The organism is Bacillus sp. EB106-08-02-XG196 (genome assembly GCF_013396335.1).
Classification (GTDB): Bacteria; Bacillota; Bacilli; order Bacillales; family Cytobacillaceae; genus Neobacillus.
The window spans coordinates 441,827-459,763 of sequence record NZ_JABWSY010000002.1 but is presented as its reverse complement, the minus strand read 5'-3'; the positions used below and the strand labels follow the sequence as shown (position 1 = coordinate 459,763).

15 protein-coding genes and 1 tRNA gene are annotated in these 17,937 nt (G+C 39.8%); 13 read left to right on the top strand and 3 right to left on the bottom strand.

Annotated elements, in window-relative coordinates; genetic code table 11:
• Positions 1–181: hypothetical protein (locus MLOOGBEN_RS05885; RefSeq protein WP_179157310.1), on the bottom strand; the 181-nt coding region annotated here is incomplete at its 3' end.
• Positions 182–457: 276 nt separating this feature from the next.
• Here MLOOGBEN_RS05885 and MLOOGBEN_RS05880 point away from each other — a divergent pair.
• The 4 genes from MLOOGBEN_RS05880 (at position 458) to clpX (ending at position 4,894) form a co-directional block, all read left to right on the top strand.
• Positions 458–534 (top strand) — tRNA-Arg (locus tag MLOOGBEN_RS05880).
• A 234-nt stretch (positions 535–768) separates the two neighbouring features.
• Positions 769–1,797 carry a tetratricopeptide repeat protein gene (locus MLOOGBEN_RS05875; protein WP_179157309.1) on the top strand — a complete coding sequence of 343 codons (1,029 nt, stop codon included), beginning with the start codon at positions 769–771 and terminating at the stop codon, positions 1,795–1,797.
• Between the two features lie 150 nt (positions 1,798–1,947).
• A complete protein-coding gene (tig, locus tag MLOOGBEN_RS05870; RefSeq protein ID WP_179157308.1) occupies positions 1,948–3,225 on the top strand; it encodes a trigger factor in 1,278 nt (425 codons plus the stop codon).
• Between the two features lie 409 nt (positions 3,226–3,634).
• Positions 3,635–4,894, top strand: coding sequence for an ATP-dependent protease ATP-binding subunit ClpX (clpX, locus tag MLOOGBEN_RS05865; protein ID WP_179157307.1), 1,260 nt, complete (start codon positions 3,635–3,637; stop codon positions 4,892–4,894).
• Positions 4,895–5,023: 129 nt separating this feature from the next.
• On the opposite strand, the gene yiaA is transcribed toward clpX, so the two are convergent.
• Positions 5,024–5,497, bottom strand: coding sequence for an inner membrane protein YiaA (gene yiaA / locus MLOOGBEN_RS05860; RefSeq protein ID WP_179157306.1), 474 nt, complete (start codon positions 5,495–5,497; stop codon positions 5,024–5,026).
• Positions 5,498–5,776: 279 nt separating this feature from the next.
• On the opposite strand from yiaA, the gene lonB reads away from it, so the two are divergent.
• The 3 genes from lonB (at position 5,777) to yihA (ending at position 10,565) form a co-directional block, all read left to right on the top strand.
• Positions 5,777–7,444 (top strand): ATP-dependent protease LonB, encoded by a 1,668-nt coding sequence (lonB, locus tag MLOOGBEN_RS05855; RefSeq protein WP_179157305.1) that lies wholly within the window; start codon positions 5,777–5,779, stop codon positions 7,442–7,444.
• Between the two features lie 215 nt (positions 7,445–7,659).
• The gene (gene lon / locus MLOOGBEN_RS05850; RefSeq protein ID WP_179157304.1) at positions 7,660–9,987 is read left to right on the top strand and encodes an endopeptidase La; all 2,328 of its coding nucleotides are present in this window, start codon (positions 7,660–7,662) and stop codon (positions 9,985–9,987) included.
• Positions 9,984–10,565: a ribosome biogenesis GTP-binding protein YihA/YsxC gene (gene yihA, locus MLOOGBEN_RS05845; RefSeq protein WP_179157303.1), complete on the top strand. Its 582-nt coding sequence runs from the start codon at positions 9,984–9,986 to the stop codon at positions 10,563–10,565. The genes lon and yihA overlap by 4 nt, the downstream gene beginning before the upstream one ends.
• A gap of 29 nt (positions 10,566–10,594) precedes the next feature.
• Here the strand turns inward: yihA and MLOOGBEN_RS05840 are convergent, their stop codons facing one another.
• On the bottom strand, positions 10,595–11,083 hold the full coding sequence (locus tag MLOOGBEN_RS05840) for a LiaI-LiaF-like domain-containing protein (RefSeq protein WP_179157302.1): 489 nt from the start codon (positions 11,081–11,083) through the stop codon (positions 10,595–10,597).
• 230 nt (positions 11,084–11,313) lie between these two features.
• On the opposite strand from MLOOGBEN_RS05840, the gene hemA reads away from it, so the two are divergent.
• Genes hemA through hemL form a run of 6 tightly spaced genes read left to right on the top strand, consistent with a single transcriptional unit; the run spans position 11,314 to position 17,545 of the window.
• On the top strand, positions 11,314–12,654 hold the full coding sequence (gene hemA, locus MLOOGBEN_RS05835) for a glutamyl-tRNA reductase (RefSeq protein ID WP_179157301.1): 1,341 nt from the start codon (positions 11,314–11,316) through the stop codon (positions 12,652–12,654).
• Positions 12,655–12,666: 12 nt separating this feature from the next.
• Entirely contained in the window at positions 12,667–13,500 is an 834-nt protein-coding gene (locus MLOOGBEN_RS05830) for a cytochrome C assembly family protein (RefSeq protein WP_179157300.1), read from the top strand.
• 15 nt (positions 13,501–13,515) lie between these two features.
• Positions 13,516–14,454 (top strand): hydroxymethylbilane synthase, encoded by a 939-nt coding sequence (hemC, locus tag MLOOGBEN_RS05825; RefSeq protein ID WP_179157299.1) that lies wholly within the window; start codon positions 13,516–13,518, stop codon positions 14,452–14,454.
• Positions 14,448–15,230, top strand: a complete 783-nt coding sequence (locus MLOOGBEN_RS05820; RefSeq protein ID WP_179157298.1) for a uroporphyrinogen-III synthase — start codon at positions 14,448–14,450, stop codon at positions 15,228–15,230. Before hemC ends, MLOOGBEN_RS05820 begins: the two co-directional genes overlap by 7 nt.
• Positions 15,231–15,250: 20 nt before the next feature.
• Positions 15,251–16,228 carry a porphobilinogen synthase gene (hemB, locus tag MLOOGBEN_RS05815; RefSeq protein WP_179157297.1) on the top strand — a complete coding sequence of 326 codons (978 nt, stop codon included), beginning with the start codon at positions 15,251–15,253 and terminating at the stop codon, positions 16,226–16,228.
• Between the two features lie 30 nt (positions 16,229–16,258).
• Positions 16,259–17,545, top strand: a complete 1,287-nt coding sequence (hemL, locus tag MLOOGBEN_RS05810) for a glutamate-1-semialdehyde 2,1-aminomutase (RefSeq protein ID WP_179157296.1) — start codon at positions 16,259–16,261, stop codon at positions 17,543–17,545.
• The last annotated feature ends 392 nt before the right edge of the window (positions 17,546–17,937 follow it).

Below are 17,937 nucleotides of genomic sequence, written 5' to 3'. Positions count from 1 at the left end.
CCCAAATGCAATTTCTGAAAGGACATCGGTCACTCCAGGCTGCCTGGAATGCCCCAAATGCAATTTCTGAAAGGACACGGTCACTCCAGGCTGCCTGGAATGCCCCAAATGCAATTTCTGAAAGGACATCGGTCACTCCAGGCTGCCTGGAATGCCCCAAATGCAATTTCTGAAAGGACATCGGTCACTCCAGACTATCTGCATTGTCCCAAATGCAATTTCTGAAAGGACATCGGTCACTCCAGGTTGCCTGGAATGCCCCAAATGCATTTTCTGAAAGCCATATGGTCACTCCAGTCCATTTTTTTATGATTAACCTTAGGTTATATTAATGGAAAAACTAGTATATCTGGGCGGTTAGCCTAAGTTTTTTTTTAATCAAAAAAACTTTATCAAATAGTGTTGACTTTTTATTATATGGATTATATAATAAATCTTGTCTTTGAAATACTAATACGTCCCAGTAGCTCAGCCGGATAGAGCATACGCCTTCTAAGCGTACGGTCGGGAGTTCGAATCTCTCCTGGGACGCCATTTAACTACATACCAAAACTTATTACTCACCTGCAGAAGGTGAGTTTTTTTGTTTTTAGTAAATTTCATGCTAAACTAATTTCCATATAGAATATGTCTAGCTTTAGCGCCTAGGGGCTCGAGTCGCTTAGGTCCTGCTAATGAAGTCATAGAACTGACTTCACCAGCAGGACCTCCAGCACTGGTCGCCCCTATCAAGTCGCTGACGCTTTTTATGCAGAGGACGGTATACATATGAAAAAACGGGAACGAGCGAAACGAAAAGACAATATCATATTCCTTCCCGGACTCGAAAAGAGATTAACGGATAAGGGCCTTGAGAGCCTGCAATGTAAGAGGTATCAAGAAGCTATCACCCTGCTTGAGGAGGCAAGGGAGCATGACGCAGAAAATAGTGATATTTTAATAGGTCTCGTGCTCGCATACTTTGAAGCGGGAGCTTATACAAAAGCCAGGGAACTGGCGAACGAAATGCTGCTAAAAGGAATTGGCGACTATTTTCATATGGTTGATTTGTACCTGACCATTTTAATACAGCTGCACGAATACGAGGAAATTGTCTCGACAATTGAAGCCCTCTTTGACGAAAAAGAGATCCCGCCAGAAAGGCATGATCATTTCCTGACCATCCTGCAATTTAGTAGACGAATGGCAGATAATGACAGTCATCAGGATCCGATTGAAGAACCAAAAGAAGATAATAATCCAAAAGAACTCAAACTTTCATCACTAAAAAGTCTAAATGAGCAAATGCTTGCGATTTCCAGTTTGGCGGAAAAGAATATTCGTCCATACATGGACGAAATCAAAGATTATCTTAACTCAGACTCTGGCCATCCTTTTTTAAAAACCATGCTGCTGTCCCTATTAAAAGAACAGGAATACGATAAGAAAATTATGGTTAAAAAGTTTAGTGAGGATCAAAGTGTTGTACCTGCAGAACTTCCAGACATCCAATCGCAGCCAAGAATGAAAGAAATAGAAAAGCTGCTAGAAAAAAGATTGGAAAATAGTAACCCCTATCTTTTTGAAAATATTAAAGGAATGGTAGAACGGATTTTTTTCATCAGCTATCCATTTGAGTTCACACCTGAAGATGCTTCAGCCTGGGCAGGTGCTTTTCACTTACTAGTGCTTGATTATATCGGAATGGATTCGGATTTAAGGGATCTATCAAATGAATACGAGATTACACCAGAAAAAATAGAGCAGGCACTCGTAAAAATAAGAGAATTAGAAGAAATTTCTTATCCCAATATATAGGTAACTCTGTTGAAAGAAAAAAATCCTGTGTTATAATGTAAGGGTTGCTTTGTGTAAAAACTATCTTTTACATAAAAAAAGAGGATGAATTCATTATCCTGTCAATTTCGTTACGAATGAAATGATAATAGATTGTTGGAGGGAAATAGTATGACAGTAAAATGGGAAAAATTAGAAGGAAACACTGGTGTCCTTACTGTTGAAGTAAGCGCTGAAAAAGTAAATGAAGGCTTAACTGCAGCTTTTAATAAAGTTGTTAAAACAGTAAATGTACCTGGCTTCCGTAAAGGAAAAATGCCTCGTCCAATGTTTGAAAAGCGTTTTGGTGTAGAATCACTTTATCAAGATGCATTAGATATTCTTCTTCCAGAAGCATACGGTAATGCGATTGACGAAGCAGGCATCGACCCAATCGACCGTCCTGATATCGATATCGAGCAAATGGAAAAAGGGAAAGATCTTATCTTCAAAGCGACTGTACAAGTTAAGCCTGAAGTAACATTAGGCGAGTACAAAGGATTAGAAGTAGAAGAGTTCGACACAACTGTAACAGACGAAGATGTAGCAAAAGAATTAGAAACTCTTCAAAGCCGTCAAGCTGAGCTTGTAGTGAAAGAAGAAGGTACTGCTGAACTTGGCGATACTGTTGTTCTTGATTTTGAAGGATTCGTTGATGGTGAAGCATTCGAAGGCGGAAAAGCTGAAAATCATTCACTTGAATTAGGTTCTGGATCATTCATTCCAGGATTTGAAGAGCAGTTAGTAGGATTGGCTACGGGCGAATCTAAAGACGTAGAAGTATCTTTCCCTGAAGAGTACCATGCAGCTGAACTTGCAGGTAAGCCAGCAGTATTCAAAGTAACTCTTCATGAAATTAAAGGAAAAGAACTTCCTGCATTAGATGACGAGTTTGCTAAAGATGTGGATGACGAAGTTGAAACATTAGATGCATTAAAAGAAAAAATTAAAACTCGTTTAGAAGATAGCAAGAAGCACGAAGCTGAGCACAACCTACGTGATTCTTTAGTTGAAAAAGCTGCTGAAAATGCACAGGTTGAAGTTCCAGAAGTTATGGTTACAAACGAAGTAAACCGTATGCTTCAAGAATTCGAGCAGCGTTTACAAATGCAAGGAATGAACCTTGAGCTTTACTTCCAATTCTCAGGTCAAGATGAAAATGCTTTACGTGAGCAAATGAAAGAAGAAGCTGTAAACCGCGTTCGCGTTGGTTTGACTCTTGAAGCAATTGCAAAAGCTGAGAACATTGAAGCATCTGACGAAGATGTTAATGCTGAGCTTGAAAAAATGGCTGGCATGTACAACATGACAGTTGATAACATTAAGCAAGCACTTGGCGGCCTTGAAGGTATCAAAGGCGATCTTCAAAAGCAAAAAGCAGTTGAATTCTTAATCGAAAATAAAAAATAATAATAATTGTAAAAACATGGCACGATTATATCGTGCCTGTTTTTATACATTTTTTCAATTACATATTATAATAAAGACAGGGAAACCTTTTTAACAAGCAAGAAGAACAAATATCATATGCAGGAAAAACAGTATTACATATCGAATTAAGTAAAACACGCTTCAAGAAAGATTGATTTTATTAAAAAATGGTTATGCTTAATGGGTACATAGGAATCATTTAAAGGGTGTCCAAACAAAAATGCGCTTCCATAAAAAACATAGTTGAAAAGCTTTTTATTACCAGTCCGCTAGGTCCATGTGTTACAATGCAATACATACCACTGAATAGTTTCGAAAAATAGCGGATTTTTGTTTGTGTTACGCAACTTTAAATAGGGTTATAACACGTTCTCAAGGGGTGAAAGAATTGTTTAAATTTAATGATGAAAAAGGCCAATTAAAGTGTTCATTCTGTGGAAAGACACAAGACCAAGTTCGTAAATTGGTCGCCGGACCAGGTGTTTATATATGTGACGAGTGTATCGAGCTTTGCACAGAAATCGTTGAAGAAGAGCTTGGAACAGAAGAGGAAGTAGAATTCAAGGATGTTCCTAAGCCAAAAGAAATTTGTGAGATTCTTGATGATTACGTTATTGGTCAGGATCAAGCTAAGAAATCGCTATCGGTTGCAGTTTACAATCATTACAAGCGTATCAATTCTAATAGTAAGATTGATGACGTTGAGCTCTCTAAGAGTAATATTGCTATGATTGGACCAACTGGAAGTGGTAAAACTTTATTGGCTCAGACATTGGCACGTATTCTGAATGTGCCGTTCGCGATTGCGGATGCAACGTCTCTAACCGAAGCTGGTTATGTTGGGGAAGATGTTGAAAATATTCTTTTAAAATTGATTCAAGCTGCTGATTACGATGTGGAAAAGGCTGAAAAGGGTATTATTTATATTGATGAAATTGATAAAATTGCCCGTAAATCAGAAAATCCTTCGATCACGAGAGATGTGTCTGGTGAAGGTGTACAGCAAGCATTGTTGAAAATTCTAGAAGGTACGGTTGCGAGCGTTCCACCTCAAGGCGGACGTAAACATCCACACCAAGAATTTATTCAAATCGATACAACCAATATTTTATTTATTTGCGGTGGAGCATTTGATGGCATCGAACCGATTATTAAGCGCCGTTTAGGCCAAAAGGTGATTGGTTTTGGTTCGGACATTAAGCAGGTGGATATTACGCAGAAAGAGCTTCTTTCTAAAGTATTACCTGAGGACTTACTCCGCTTCGGTTTAATTCCTGAATTCATCGGCCGTCTGCCTGTTATTGCAAGTCTTGAGCAGTTAGATGAGTCAGCATTAATTGAAATCTTAACGAAGCCTAAGAATGCATTAGTTAAGCAATATCAAAAAATGCTTGAAATCGATGAAGTAGAATTGGAATTTGAGGAAGGCGCACTAAGCGAAATCGCGAAGAAGGCGATTGAGCGCAAAACAGGTGCCCGCGGACTACGTTCTATTATTGAAGGAATCATGCTGGATGTTATGTTTGATCTGCCTTCTCGTGATGATATCCAGAAATGTATCATTACCAAAGATACGGTGATCGACAATAGTCTTCCGAAGCTTGTCCTAGAGGACGGAACCGTTGTAGCAGAAGAGAAATCTGCTTAATCAAAGTAACATATGGACATATAGATAAAAGCTGCTAGGCAGAGATAATTCGAAATTGAGTTATCTCTGCTTTTTTGTTGCGCATTTTTATCGAAAAAAGACGACAAATCACTGTCGTCTTAAGAAAAACTAATTTCTTTCTCTTGCCCGCTGTGTATCTCTAATATTTTTTTGAACCGTTATCGCTGCAAATAAACTAAGTACAAATGACATGCCATAAAAACCTTTTTCGCTTAGATCGATACTTCCTGCATTGTATAAACCGATACCCATTAATGAAATAGAGACAATAATTGCCAACCAACTAATACCATAATAAATATTGGTAACCGGTATTCCCTCTTCTTTATCTCGTACTGCTTTTTGTAAAGATACCGCTGCATAAAGTCCAAAAATTAAAACTGCAAAGTAATAACCTTTTTCGTTCAATTGCATCGCTGCATTAAACAAACCTATGAAATAAGCCGAAACACCTATTAATAGCGCTGCCCAAGAAGCCCCTATGAAAGCTGGAGTCGGTTCTCCCTCTTTCCTTTCTACTTTTATTTTTCTTGAATCATTTTGTTTTCCTTTATCTAATAAAACCTCATTTTCATTAGACATTGCATGTTCGCCCCCATCTTTTTATCTAATAAAAATGGAGCCCCGATACATGGGAGTGCTCCACCTAAATCTATTATATAGAATTTTCCCACAAAGAATAGATAAATTTTTCCTTATTTTCCAATTGGAATTTCCATTCTGCGAATATTGCTTAGTCTTTTTTATGTAAAATATACCTTCCATTCTAAACAGTTTCTTACAAATAGTGGTTTATTCCACCTCTATGCAGGAAATACTTATTAATATCTATTGAGTATACTTGTAGCAGGAGGGAAAATTATGAGTTGGACGGGGATTGCCTTATTTATACAGCTGTTTTTTGGAATTATTATTGGGCTGTATTTCTGGAATTTGCTAAGGAACCAGCGGACACAAAAGGTTTCCATTGATCGGGAATCCCGTAAGGAAATGGAACAGCTTCGAAAAATGAGATCAATTTCATTAACAGAACCATTAGCTGAAAAAGTACGCCCTACAAGCTTTGAAGATATTGTTGGACAAGAGGATGGTATAAAGTCACTAAAAGCAGCATTATGTGGTCCAAATCCTCAGCATGTGATTATATATGGACCGCCCGGGGTAGGGAAAACAGCTGCCGCTCGTTTAGTTTTAGAAGAAGCCAAAAAAGTTCAAAAATCACCATTCAAACAAAACTCAGTATTTATTGAATTGGACGCAACGACTGCCAGATTTGATGAAAGGGGAATAGCCGATCCCCTAATTGGGTCTGTTCATGATCCGATTTATCAGGGAGCAGGTGCGATGGGCCAGGCGGGAATTCCCCAGCCGAAGCAAGGTGCCGTAACGAATGCCCATGGTGGAGTACTGTTTATTGATGAGATTGGCGAGCTGCATCCGATTCAAATGAACAAGCTCTTAAAGGTACTTGAGGATCGGAAGGTTTTTCTTGAAAGTGCCTATTATCATGAGGAAAATAACCAAATTCCTACTCATATCCATGATATTTTTAAAAATGGACTGCCGGCAGACTTTCGCTTAATTGGTGCAACAACAAGGACTCCAAGTGAAATACCGCCAGCGATTCGTTCTCGCTGTATGGAAGTGTTTTTTAGAGATTTAACACAGGAAGAAATCATTCAAGTTGGAAAAAAAGCGGCTGAAAAAGTGAAACTAGACATTAGTGAAGCTGGATTAGAGATATTATCTACATATGCAAGAAATGGTCGTGAAGCCGTTAATATGATTCAAATTTCTGCAGGGCTGGCGATTACTGATGAACGCGAATTTATCAAAGACGAAGATTTAGAATGGGTCGCTCACTCTAGTCAACTGTCACCTAGAATGGAAAGAAAAATCAACGACGATTCCAGGATTGGTCTGGTAAATGGACTAGCTGTCTACGGTCCAAATACAGGGGCTCTGCTTGAAATCGAGGTAACGGTTATCCCAGCGAAAGATAAAGGAACCATAAATATTACCGGAATCGTTGATGAAGAAAGCATTGGCGGGCAGGGGAAATCCATCCGCCGAAAAAGTATGGCACGCGGATCGATTGAAAATGTGATTACCGTCCTGCGGTCAATGGGTGTTCCAGCAGGGGATTTTGATATTCATGTTAATTTCCCAGGCGGGGTTCCAATTGACGGTCCATCAGCAGGTATAGCAATGGCAACGGGAATTTATTCTGCCATCTACAAAACCCCAATTGATAACAAAGTAGCGATGACGGGAGAAATAAGTATTCATGGCAATGTGAAGCCAATCGGCGGGGTATATCCTAAGGTAAAAGCAGCTCAAAAAGCGGGAGCAACAACCGTTATTATCCCAGAAGAAAATATGCAATCGATATTAAATGAAATAAAGGGAATCAGAATTGTTCCTGTTACCCATTTAAGTGAAGTTTTTGACATTGCACTCGTCAGCAATCTCGCACATAAAGAGGTTATACCAGCATCCATAGAACTTTCTAAAAAAGAATCGATTTAACAGATAACACTTCGGTTGTCCTAACCGAAGTGTTTTTTATCAGGAAAGAACGAAAGAAATCCTCTTTCTTGGGGAAAATTAATTATATTGACAAACAGATATCTGTTGCTTTCGTAATATTAGACACATATTTGCAAATGAGATAGAATTGTACAAAGACGATTTCTGCTATTAAAGCGGGAAAGATTGATTTATGCATGTGGAGGTGCAATTTAATGGCGAAAGATAGAGAATTGATCGTCCCCCTCCTGCCGCTTCGAGGGTTGCTTGTATATCCGACTATGGTCCTTCATTTAGATGTTGGACGTGAAAGATCGGTTGAGGCTCTTGAAAAAGCGATGGTAGATGACCATTTAATTTTTTTAACCACTCAAAAGGATATTGCAATAGACGATCCTTCTGAAGAGGATTTATACCAAATTGGGACGTTAACGAAGGTTAAACAAATGCTAAAGCTCCCGAATGGTACCATCAGGGTTTTGGTTGAGGGGCTGAACAGAGCAAAAATTGAATCCTTTCATGATGAGGAAGAATATTATGCTGTCAGCATTGTGACATATGAGGAGTCTACAACAAAGGATGTTGAAGACCAGGCTTTAATGAGAACAATGCTTGAGTATTTCGAGCAATACATAAAGTTATCTAAAAAAATCTCAGCAGAAACCTATGCCTCAGTTGTAGATATTGAAGAACCAGGAAGAATGGCAGATATTATCTCTTCCCATTTGCCAATCAAGCTGAAGGAAAAACAAGAAATACTCGAAACGATTGATGTAAAAGAACGTATGAATATGGTTATCGATACGATTCAGAATGAAAAAGAAGTGCTGAATCTTGAAAAAAAGATTGGTCAGCGTGTGAAACGTTCCATGGAAAGAACGCAAAAGGAATATTACCTGCGTGAGCAAATGAAGGCCATTCAGAAGGAATTAGGCGATAAAGAAGGAAAAACGGGTGAAATCGCCGAACTCACGGAAAAAATAAACAAAGCGGGCATGCCTGAGCATGTACAGAAGACTGCATTAAAAGAACTTGACCGCTATGAAAAAGTGCCATCAAGCTCAGCAGAAAGTGCTGTGATTCGAAACTATATTGAATGGCTGATTACGATTCCGTGGTCGAAGAAGACAGATGATGATATTGATATTCTTCGTGCCGAAAAAATTCTCAATCAGGACCATTTTGGACTTGAAAAAGTAAAGGAACGTGTCTTGGAGTTTTTATCTGTTCAAAAACTGACGAATTCTTTAAAAGGTCCAATCCTTTGTCTAGCTGGACCCCCAGGAGTAGGTAAAACAAGCTTAGCACGCTCGATTGCCAATTCATTAAATCGTAATTTTGTCCGTGTGTCCCTTGGCGGAGTGCGTGATGAGTCTGAAATTCGCGGTCATCGAAGAACCTATGTTGGAGCGATGCCTGGCCGGATTATTCAGGGAATGAAAAAGGCTGGCACGATTAATCCTGTCTTTTTATTAGATGAGATTGATAAGATGTCAAGTGACTTCCGAGGCGATCCATCCTCTGCCATGCTTGAGGTATTGGATCCGGAACAAAACCATAATTTTAGTGATCATTATATTGAAGAGACATACGACCTTTCCAAAGTCATGTTTATAGCAACTGCTAATAACCTGTCAACGATTCCAGGTCCGCTATTAGACAGAATGGAAATTATCACCATTGCTGGTTATACGGAAATCGAAAAAGTTCATATCACAAGAGATCATTTGCTGCCGAAGCAAATTAAAGAAAATGGGCTTACAAAAGGAATCCTTCAAGTACGCGATGATGCGATTCTGAAGGCAGTCAGGTATTATACCCGTGAAGCTGGGGTCCGAAGCCTTGAACGGCAAATGGCCACCATCTGCCGGAAGACAGCCAAAATTGTGGTTTCAGGTGAGAAAAAGCGAGTCATCGTTACGGAAAAGAATGTTGAGGATTTCCTAGGCAAACCAAAGTTCCGCTATGGTCAAGCGGAGACAGAAGATCAAGTCGGGGTTGCCACCGGTCTAGCTTATACGACTGTCGGTGGAGATACACTGCAAATTGAAGTTTCTTTATCTCCTGGTAAAGGAAGACTTGTGTTAACCGGAAAACTCGGGGACGTTATGAAAGAATCAGCTCAGGCTGCTTTTAGTTATATCCGTTCTAAAGCCGGTGAGCTTGGCATTGAAGAAGATTTTCATGAAAAATATGATGTTCACATTCATGTTCCAGAAGGTGCTGTACCGAAGGATGGTCCATCAGCAGGAATCACAATGGCGACAGCTCTTGTTTCGGCACTTACTGGCAGAGCGATTCGCCGTGAAGTAGGAATGACAGGAGAAATTACCCTTAGAGGACGCGTGCTTCCAATTGGCGGATTAAAAGAGAAAACGCTCAGTGCGCATAGAGCAGGTTTAACAAAGGTCATCCTTCCGAAGGATAATGAAATGGATATCGATGACATCCCAGAAAGTGTTAGAAATGAAATAGAGTTTGTGCTTGTTTCGCATGTCGATGAAGTCTTAAGGCATGCACTCGTAGAAGGTGGATTGCAATGAAAGTAGTTAGTTCCGATATCGTCATCAGTGCCGTAAGGCCAGCGCAGTACCCAGAAACAGACTTGCCAGAATTTGCCTTAGCAGGACGCTCTAATGTAGGTAAGTCTTCCTTTATCAATAAAATGCTTAACCGAAAAGGCTTAGCAAGAATTTCTTCTAAACCGGGTAAAACTCAAACGCTGAACTTTTACCTTATTAATGAAATTCTCCATTTTGTCGATGTCCCTGGTTATGGATATGCTAAGGTATCCAAATCAGAGCGGGCAGCATGGGGGAAAATGATTGAAACATATTTTACCTCTCGTGAGCAATTAAGAGCGGCAGTTTTAATCGTCGACTTACGCCACCCGCCCACACAGGATGATATTATGATGTATAATTTTCTGAAGCATTATGATATTCCCTGCGTTATCATCGCGACAAAAGCAGATAAAATTCCTAGAGGGAAATGGCAGAAGTATTTAAAGGTTACAAAAGAAACGCTCGATATAGATGAAAATGACCAAATCGTTCTATTCTCATCGGAAACTGGTGAAGGTAAGGATAAAGCATGGTCCATTTTGCAAAGTTATATGTAAGAAAAACGTCAGGCTCAGCAGCCTGACGTTTATTTTTTCTTCCTAAAAAGAAAATAAATTCCTACCAGAATAATAATGGCAGGCCAAAATTTCCATACAAAACTTAGGCCATTTTGAAGGAATCCGAGATATTCAGCAACTTTGTCGTAAAATAATAACAATAATGCCAATACTAGAAAGAGAAAGGCTTGAAACAAGCCATTATTTGTCTTTTGAAAACGAAGAAAGAAGCCAATGGATATAAACAATACAAGCATCCCAATGGTGTTATTCGGCCAAATTAAAATTTTGCCGGCAATATGATAATGAAGACCGAAGCCTGCAATGATGACTCCTGGCAGAATTGCTTCATGATCCTTTGCAGAATATCCCTGTCCTAAAAAAGCGACGCCTACGATAATAAGAAGAGTAGGCCATGAATACAATGTCTGTAAAGCAGTAAATCCAGACTGTTGTAGGAAAAGATAGGCACCAAAGCCAATAAGAATGATTCCAGGGAAAATGCGCTGATTCTTCATTTTAACACCACTTTCAGTAAGGTATACTTGAATAACTTTCTTTTTTTTGGTACTGTACATAAGATGATATTTTTATTTATTACTTAACTTTTTTCCTATATATAGTAACATAATGTTTCGTTTTCTGTTCACATTTTTCGGGTAAATGTTGAAAAAACCCGTGTTATAATCAGACTAGTTAATAATGTATTAGTAGTTCTTGTATTACTTATTGGGGGTGTGGTAACAAAATGCATATTGTAGTGATAGGTTTAAACTATAAAACTGCCCCTGTGGAAATCCGTGAGCGGTTGACATTTAACGAATCCGACCTTGGAGATGCGATAAAAAAATTAAACACAAAAAAAAGCATTCTTGAAAATATAATCGTATCCACTTGCAATCGCACAGAAATTTATGCGGTTGTAGATCAGCTGCATACTGGCCGCTATTATATTAAAGAATTTTTATCTGAATGGTTCGGAATTGAACAATCTGAGTTTTCACCTTTTCTATTTGTTTATGAGGAAGATGGTGCCATTGAGCATTTATTTAAGGTAGCATGCGGTCTTCATTCAATGGTTTTAGGGGAAACTCAAATTTTGGGGCAGGTTCGTACGAGCTTTATGTTAGCTCAAGAACTAGGAACCACGGGTACAGTATTCAACCAACTATTTAAACAGGCGATTACTCTTGCGAAGCGTGGACATGCTGAAACGGATATTGGCGCAAATGCAGTCTCTGTCAGCTATGCTGCAGTGGAGCTAGCAAAGAAAATCTTCGGTTCACTTGAGAATAAGCATGTTTTAATTTTTGGTGCAGGCAAAATGGGCGAGCTGGCAGCCCAAAATCTTCATGGTAATGGAGTTAGGAAAGTTACCGTGATTAATCGTACGTATGAAAAAGCGAAAGTTCTGGCAAACCGATTTGCCGGCGAGGCTAAAACTCTTGAAGAACTACAAAAATCATTGGTTGATGCAGATATCCTCATCAGCTCTACAGGTGCAAAGGACTTTGTTATTACCAAAACAATGATGGAAAGGGTCGAGAAAAAGCGTAAGGGTAAGCCATTATTTATGGTTGATATTGCCGTACCACGTGACTTGGATCCAAGAATAGCTGAGCTTGAAAGTGTATTTTTATATGATATCGATGATTTAGAAGGAATTGTTGAGGCAAACCTTCAGGAGCGTAAGAAAGCGGCTCAAGTCATCATGCTGATGATTGAAAAGGAAATTGTTGATTTCAAGCAATGGCTTGGACTTTTGGGTGTAGTACCTGTTATCTCGGCTCTTAGAGATAAGGCACTTGCCATTCAAGCTGAAACAATGGTAAGTATTGAACGCAAGCTTCCTAATTTATCAGATCGTGATCGAAAAGTCTTAAATAAACATACAAAGAGTATTATCAACCAGCTATTAAAAGATCCTATTTTACAAGCAAAAGAATTGGCTGCTCGTCCAGATGCTGATGAGGCATTGGAATTATTTATGAAAATATTCAGGATTGAAGAGCTTGTTGAAAAACAAACGAAAGCAGCCGAAACCAAAGAAGCATTGGTTCATGTACCGCAGGCTTCCTTTCAGTCATAAGAGGTACTAATTATGTTTGACTTCTATATGACGCGGCTGCATGAATTGACAGTAGTCCTATATGCCTTCAGTGTGTTGTTATATTTTTTCGATTTCATTCACCATAACCGGAAGGCAAACCGAATCGCCTTCTGGTTACTTGCGTTTGTATGGGTTTTACAAACGATTTTCTTAACTTCCTATATGTTAAAAACAGGGAGATTTCCAGCGTTAACGATCTTTGAGGGCTTATATTTTTATGCCTGGGTATTGGTAACCCTGTCGCTTGGAATAAATCGGCTGCTTAAGGTCGATTTTATCGTCTTTTTTACGAATATACTTGGCTTTATTGTTATCGCGATTCATACATTTGCACCGATTAAATATGATTCGCATGTCATAAGCAACCAGCTTATGTCCGAGCTCCTGCTTATACATATTACAATGGCCATTCTATCTTATGGGGCATTCTCCTTGTCCTTTGTCCTATCGCTTCTCTATCTCATTCAATATGATTTGTTGAAAAGGAAAAAGTGGGGCACAAGACTTTTGAGACTAGCAGATTTAAGCAAGCTGGAGCGATCCTCATATATTTTAGTAGTTATTGGGGTTCCCATGTTGTTATTAAGTTTAATCCTTGGCTTGCAATGGGCCTTTTTAAAGGTTCCAGGAATGCCGTGGTACGATATGAAAATAATTGGGTCATTTCTTTTGTTAACAGGCTACAGTATCTATTTGTACCTGCGTATTGTTAAAAATATGTCAGGCAGACAATTAGCCCTTTGGAACGCCGGGTCTTTTTTAGTTGTATTAATTAACTTTTTCTTATTTGGTCAATTATCATCATTTCACTTTTGGTACTCATAATCGTAGGAGGAAGTCATGAGAAAAATTATCGTAGGGTCTAGACGCAGCAAATTGGCACTAACACAGACAAATTGGGTGATTGAACAGCTTAAAAAGCTCGGAGGACCTTTTGAATTTGAAGTAAAAGAAATTGTGACAAAAGGGGATAAGATTCAAGATGTAACCCTTTCAAAAGTCGGCGGAAAAGGTTTGTTTGTTAAGGAAATTGAGCAAGCCATGATGGATAAAGAAATTGATATGGCCGTACATAGTATGAAGGACATGCCAGCCATTCTTCCAGAGGGACTTACAATCGGCTGTATTCCTTTCCGTGAGGACCACCGTGATGCCTTGATTTCCAGAGACCATGTTAAATTAAAGGATTTAAAGCCAGGTGCGATTATCGGGACGAGCAGTCTTCGCCGGAGCGCTCAGATTTTAGCAGAACGTCCAGATTTAGAAATTAAATGGATTCGCGGAAATGTTGATACGAGATTACAAAAGCTTCAAGATGAAGAATATGACGCTATCATCCTGGCTGCAGCAGGACTTTCTCGTCTTGGCTGGACAACGGACACGGTAACGGAATTTATCGATGCAGACATTTGTGTACCTGCCGTTGGTCAAGGGGCATTATCGATTGAATGCCGCGAAGATGATAAAGAGCTTCTTGAACTGTTTGAAAAATTCACGTGTAAAAAAACAGAAAGAGCCGTTAAAGCGGAACGTGCTTTCCTTCATAAAATGGAAGGCGGCTGTCAGGTGCCGATTGCTGGATTCGCCACTGCCGCTGATAATGATGAAATCGCTCTAACAGTTCTAGTTGGTTCGCCAGAAGGTAAAGAAATCTTCAAAGAGGAGTTAAGAGGTACGAACCCAGAAGAGCTAGGTATTCAAGCAGCTGACCTATTAATCGAAAAAGGAGCTAAGGACCTGATTGATCGGGTTAAACGGGAGCTCGAAGGTCAATGCTAAAACCCTTAGGTTTGGTAGACAAAAAGGTCCTGGTTCCTCGCGGAGCAGGCCAGGCAAAATCCTTTTCACAACTTGTCGAAAAGTATGGAGGGATTTCAATCGAAATCCCTCTTATTGCATTTCGTCCTATTGAAATCACACAGCAGCTGCAGCATGCTATAAACGAGATTGATACATATGACTGGATTATTTTTACGAGCAATGTCACTGTCGAAACCTTCTTCTCCTTTTATAAAAAGGAAGAGTATAAAACCTTTCCGAAAATTGCTGTGATAGGCAAAAAAACGGAAGAGGTATTGCAGGAAAAAGGATTAAAAGCGGAGTTTGTTCCATCTGCTTATGTGACGGAGGTATTTACAGACGAGTTTTTACCAATCGTTCCTAGTGGATCTAAAGTGCTGATTCCAAAGGGAAATCTGGCTCGGGAGTATATCTCTGCATCGCTCAGTAACCATGGTGTCCTAGTCGAGGAAATCGTTATTTACGAAACATATATGCCAGAGGATAGCAAGGAGAAACTGGCTAAAATGCTCGCCGAGGACGAAATTGATATCTTAATGTTTACGAGCCCTTCCACGGTTAATCACTTTATGAGTGTCGTGAAGGAGCATCAACTCGAGAGTCATATTAAAAGATGTGTGATAAGCTGTATTGGTCCAGTGACAGAGAAAAAACTACGTGCCTTTGGACTGCCAGTACATGTATCTCCAAAAGAATATACGGTCAAAGAAATGATTGAAAGCACGATAGAGTTTTTAGAAAGAAGTAGAAAATAAAATTTTGGGGGTAAATACAAATGGAACTTCAATTTTCACGTCATCGCCGATTACGTTCAAGCGCTAACATGCGTGCACTAGTAAGAGAAAACCACCTACGACCAGAGGACTTCATCTATCCATTATTTATCTATGAAGGTGAAAACATCCGCAGAGAAGTATCTTCTATGCCAGGTGTATTCCAAGTATCAATGGACAATCTAAAAGCTGAACTGGATGATATCGTTGCACACGGAATTAAATCCGTTTTATTATTTGGGATTCCTACTACAAAAGACGAATGTGGTACACAAGCATTTCATGACCACGGCATCATCCAAGTAGCCACTCGATTTATTAAAGAACATTACCCAGAAATGATTGTAGTTGCCGACACTTGTTTGTGCGAATATACCAGCCACGGACATTGTGGAATGGTGGAAGGCGATAAAGTCTTAAATGATCCATCCCTTGAGTTATTGGTAAAAACAGCCATCGCTCAAGCCGAAGCAGGCGCTGATATTATTGCTCCATCGAATATGATGGACGGCTTTGTGGCAGCGATTCGCGCTGGATTAGATGAAGCTGGTTTTAAGGAAACTCCAATCATGTCTTATGCCGTTAAATATGCTTCTGCCTTTTACGGACCTTTCCGTGAGGCTGCTGAAGGTGCACCACAATTTGGTGACCGCAAAACCTATCAAATGGACCCTGCCAACCGGATGGAGGCATTTAGGGAAGCTGAATCCGATGTAGCAGAAGGGGCAGATTTCTTAATCGTGAAACCAGGTATGCCTTACCTTGATATCGTTCGTGATGTGAAAAATAACTACAATCTTCCTGTTGTTGCCTATAACGTAAGCGGTGAATATTCGATGATTAAAGCAGCTGCTGCAAACGGCTGGATTGACGAGAAACAAACGGTTATGGAAATGTTAATCGCATTCAAACGTGCAGGCGCAGACCTTATCATTACCTATGCAGCTAAAGACGCATGCCGTTGGTTAAAAGAAGACTAATAACTACAACTCGAAAAGAGGAACTAAAAAATGCGCTCATATACAAAATCAGTAGAAGCATTTAAAGAAGCTCAAAACATGATGCCTGGCGGCGTTAACAGCCCGGTACGTGCGTTTAAATCAGTCAATATGGAACCGATTTTCATGGAAAGAGGAAAAGGTTCAAAAATCTATGATATCGATGGCAATGAATATATTGACTATGTATTATCATGGGGACCGCTAATCCTTGGCCATACAAATGACAGGGTCGTTGAGGGAATTAAAAAGGTGGCTGAGCTTGGCACTAGCTACGGGGCACCGACCTTAATGGAAAATGAACTGGCTAAGCTTGTGATTGAACGTGTGCCATCGATTGAAGTGGTAAGGATGGTATCATCCGGTACAGAAGCGACGATGAGTGCGCTCCGCTTAGCGCGCGGCTACACTGGCCGTAACAAGATATTGAAATTTGAAGGCTGTTACCATGGACATGGTGATTCCTTATTGATTAAAGCAGGTTCTGGTGTTGCGACTCTTGGATTACCAGACAGCCCTGGCGTACCTGAAGGCGTGGCTAAGAACACGATTACAGTGGCATACAATGACCTGGAAGGTGTTAAATACGCTTTTGAACAGTTCGGCGAGGACATTGCTTGTATTATCGTTGAACCAGTTGCCGGTAACATGGGACTTGTACCGCCGCTTCCAGGGTTCTTAGAAGGACTGCGTGAGATTACGACTGATAACGGAGCATTGCTGATTTTTGATGAGGTAATGACAGGCTTCCGTGTTGGATATAACTGTGCTCAAGGTTATTTCAATATCATGCCTGATATCACTTGTCTTGGAAAAGTAATAGGCGGCGGGCTGCCAGTTGGTGCTTACGGCGGTAAAGCTGAAATCATGCGTCAGATTGCTCCTGCAGGACCGATCTATCAAGCAGGAACACTTTCTGGAAACCCGCTTGCGATGACAGCTGGTTATGAGACATTAAGTCAATTAACACCAGAGCATTATGAAGAGTTCAAACGCAAGGGTGATATGCTGGAAAAAGGGATTACGGCTGCGGGAGAGAAATATAGTATCCCTGTAACCTTTAACCGTGCTGGTTCCATGATTGGTTTCTTCTTTACCAATGAAAAGGTCATTAACTATGAAACAGCTAAATCCTCAAATCTAGAATATTTTGCTGCATACTACCGTGAAATGGCTGAACAAGGAGTATTCCTGCCGCCATCTCAATTCGAAGGATTGTTCCTATCAACTGCACATACTGATGAGGACATCGAAAATACAATCAAAGCAGTAGAAATTGCTTTTTCAAAACTAAAATAATACCTTTTTCAAGCACTCATCTTCTATTAGGTGAGTGTTTTTTTATGGTTTTGAGCTATCTGCACTTAAAATCCGAACTGATAAATAGACGGAAGAATTCCGCTTAATAAGTAAATGTTACTAAAAGTGGCTTAAATAGACGGAGAAATTCCGTCTATTGGCTCAATAAATTAGAAAATGGGAGATATTTCTTTGATTAAGCGGAAAACCTCCGCCTATTTTCCCCGAAACGAGCACCATTCAGCATCTAGGCGGAAAACCTCCGCTTATTTTTTGCCGGTTCTCAAAACTCCACGGGATTTCCTCCCATACCAATTCAAAAGAACCCTCCATATCTTAAACTTTTTCGCATCACTAGGCTTTTTTATCATATTTAAAAGCTTTGGTTCATA

Excerpts from the sequence above, each read along its gene's own strand:
- hemC (WP_179157299.1), top strand. The coding sequence starts at position 13,516 with ATGAGAAAAATTATCGTAGGGTCTAGACGCAGCAAATTGGCACTAACA.
- MLOOGBEN_RS05875 (WP_179157309.1), top strand. The coding sequence starts at position 769 with ATGAAAAAACGGGAACGAGCGAAACGAAAAGACAATATCATATTCCTT.
- yiaA (WP_179157306.1), bottom strand. The coding sequence starts at position 5,497 with ATGTCTAATGAAAATGAGGTTTTATTAGATAAAGGAAAACAAAATGAT.
- hemA (WP_179157301.1), top strand. The coding sequence starts at position 11,314 with ATGCATATTGTAGTGATAGGTTTAAACTATAAAACTGCCCCTGTGGAA.
- hemB (WP_179157297.1), top strand. The coding sequence starts at position 15,251 with ATGGAACTTCAATTTTCACGTCATCGCCGATTACGTTCAAGCGCTAAC.
- MLOOGBEN_RS05840 (WP_179157302.1), bottom strand. The coding sequence starts at position 11,083 with ATGAAGAATCAGCGCATTTTCCCTGGAATCATTCTTATTGGCTTTGGT.
- lon (WP_179157304.1), top strand. The coding sequence starts at position 7,660 with ATGGCGAAAGATAGAGAATTGATCGTCCCCCTCCTGCCGCTTCGAGGG.
- hemL (WP_179157296.1), top strand. The coding sequence starts at position 16,259 with ATGCGCTCATATACAAAATCAGTAGAAGCATTTAAAGAAGCTCAAAAC.
- yihA (WP_179157303.1), top strand. The coding sequence starts at position 9,984 with ATGAAAGTAGTTAGTTCCGATATCGTCATCAGTGCCGTAAGGCCAGCG.
- lonB (WP_179157305.1), top strand. The coding sequence starts at position 5,777 with ATGAGTTGGACGGGGATTGCCTTATTTATACAGCTGTTTTTTGGAATT.
- tig (WP_179157308.1), top strand. The coding sequence starts at position 1,948 with ATGACAGTAAAATGGGAAAAATTAGAAGGAAACACTGGTGTCCTTACT.
- MLOOGBEN_RS05830 (WP_179157300.1), top strand. The coding sequence starts at position 12,667 with ATGTTTGACTTCTATATGACGCGGCTGCATGAATTGACAGTAGTCCTA.
- MLOOGBEN_RS05820 (WP_179157298.1), top strand. The coding sequence starts at position 14,448 with ATGCTAAAACCCTTAGGTTTGGTAGACAAAAAGGTCCTGGTTCCTCGC.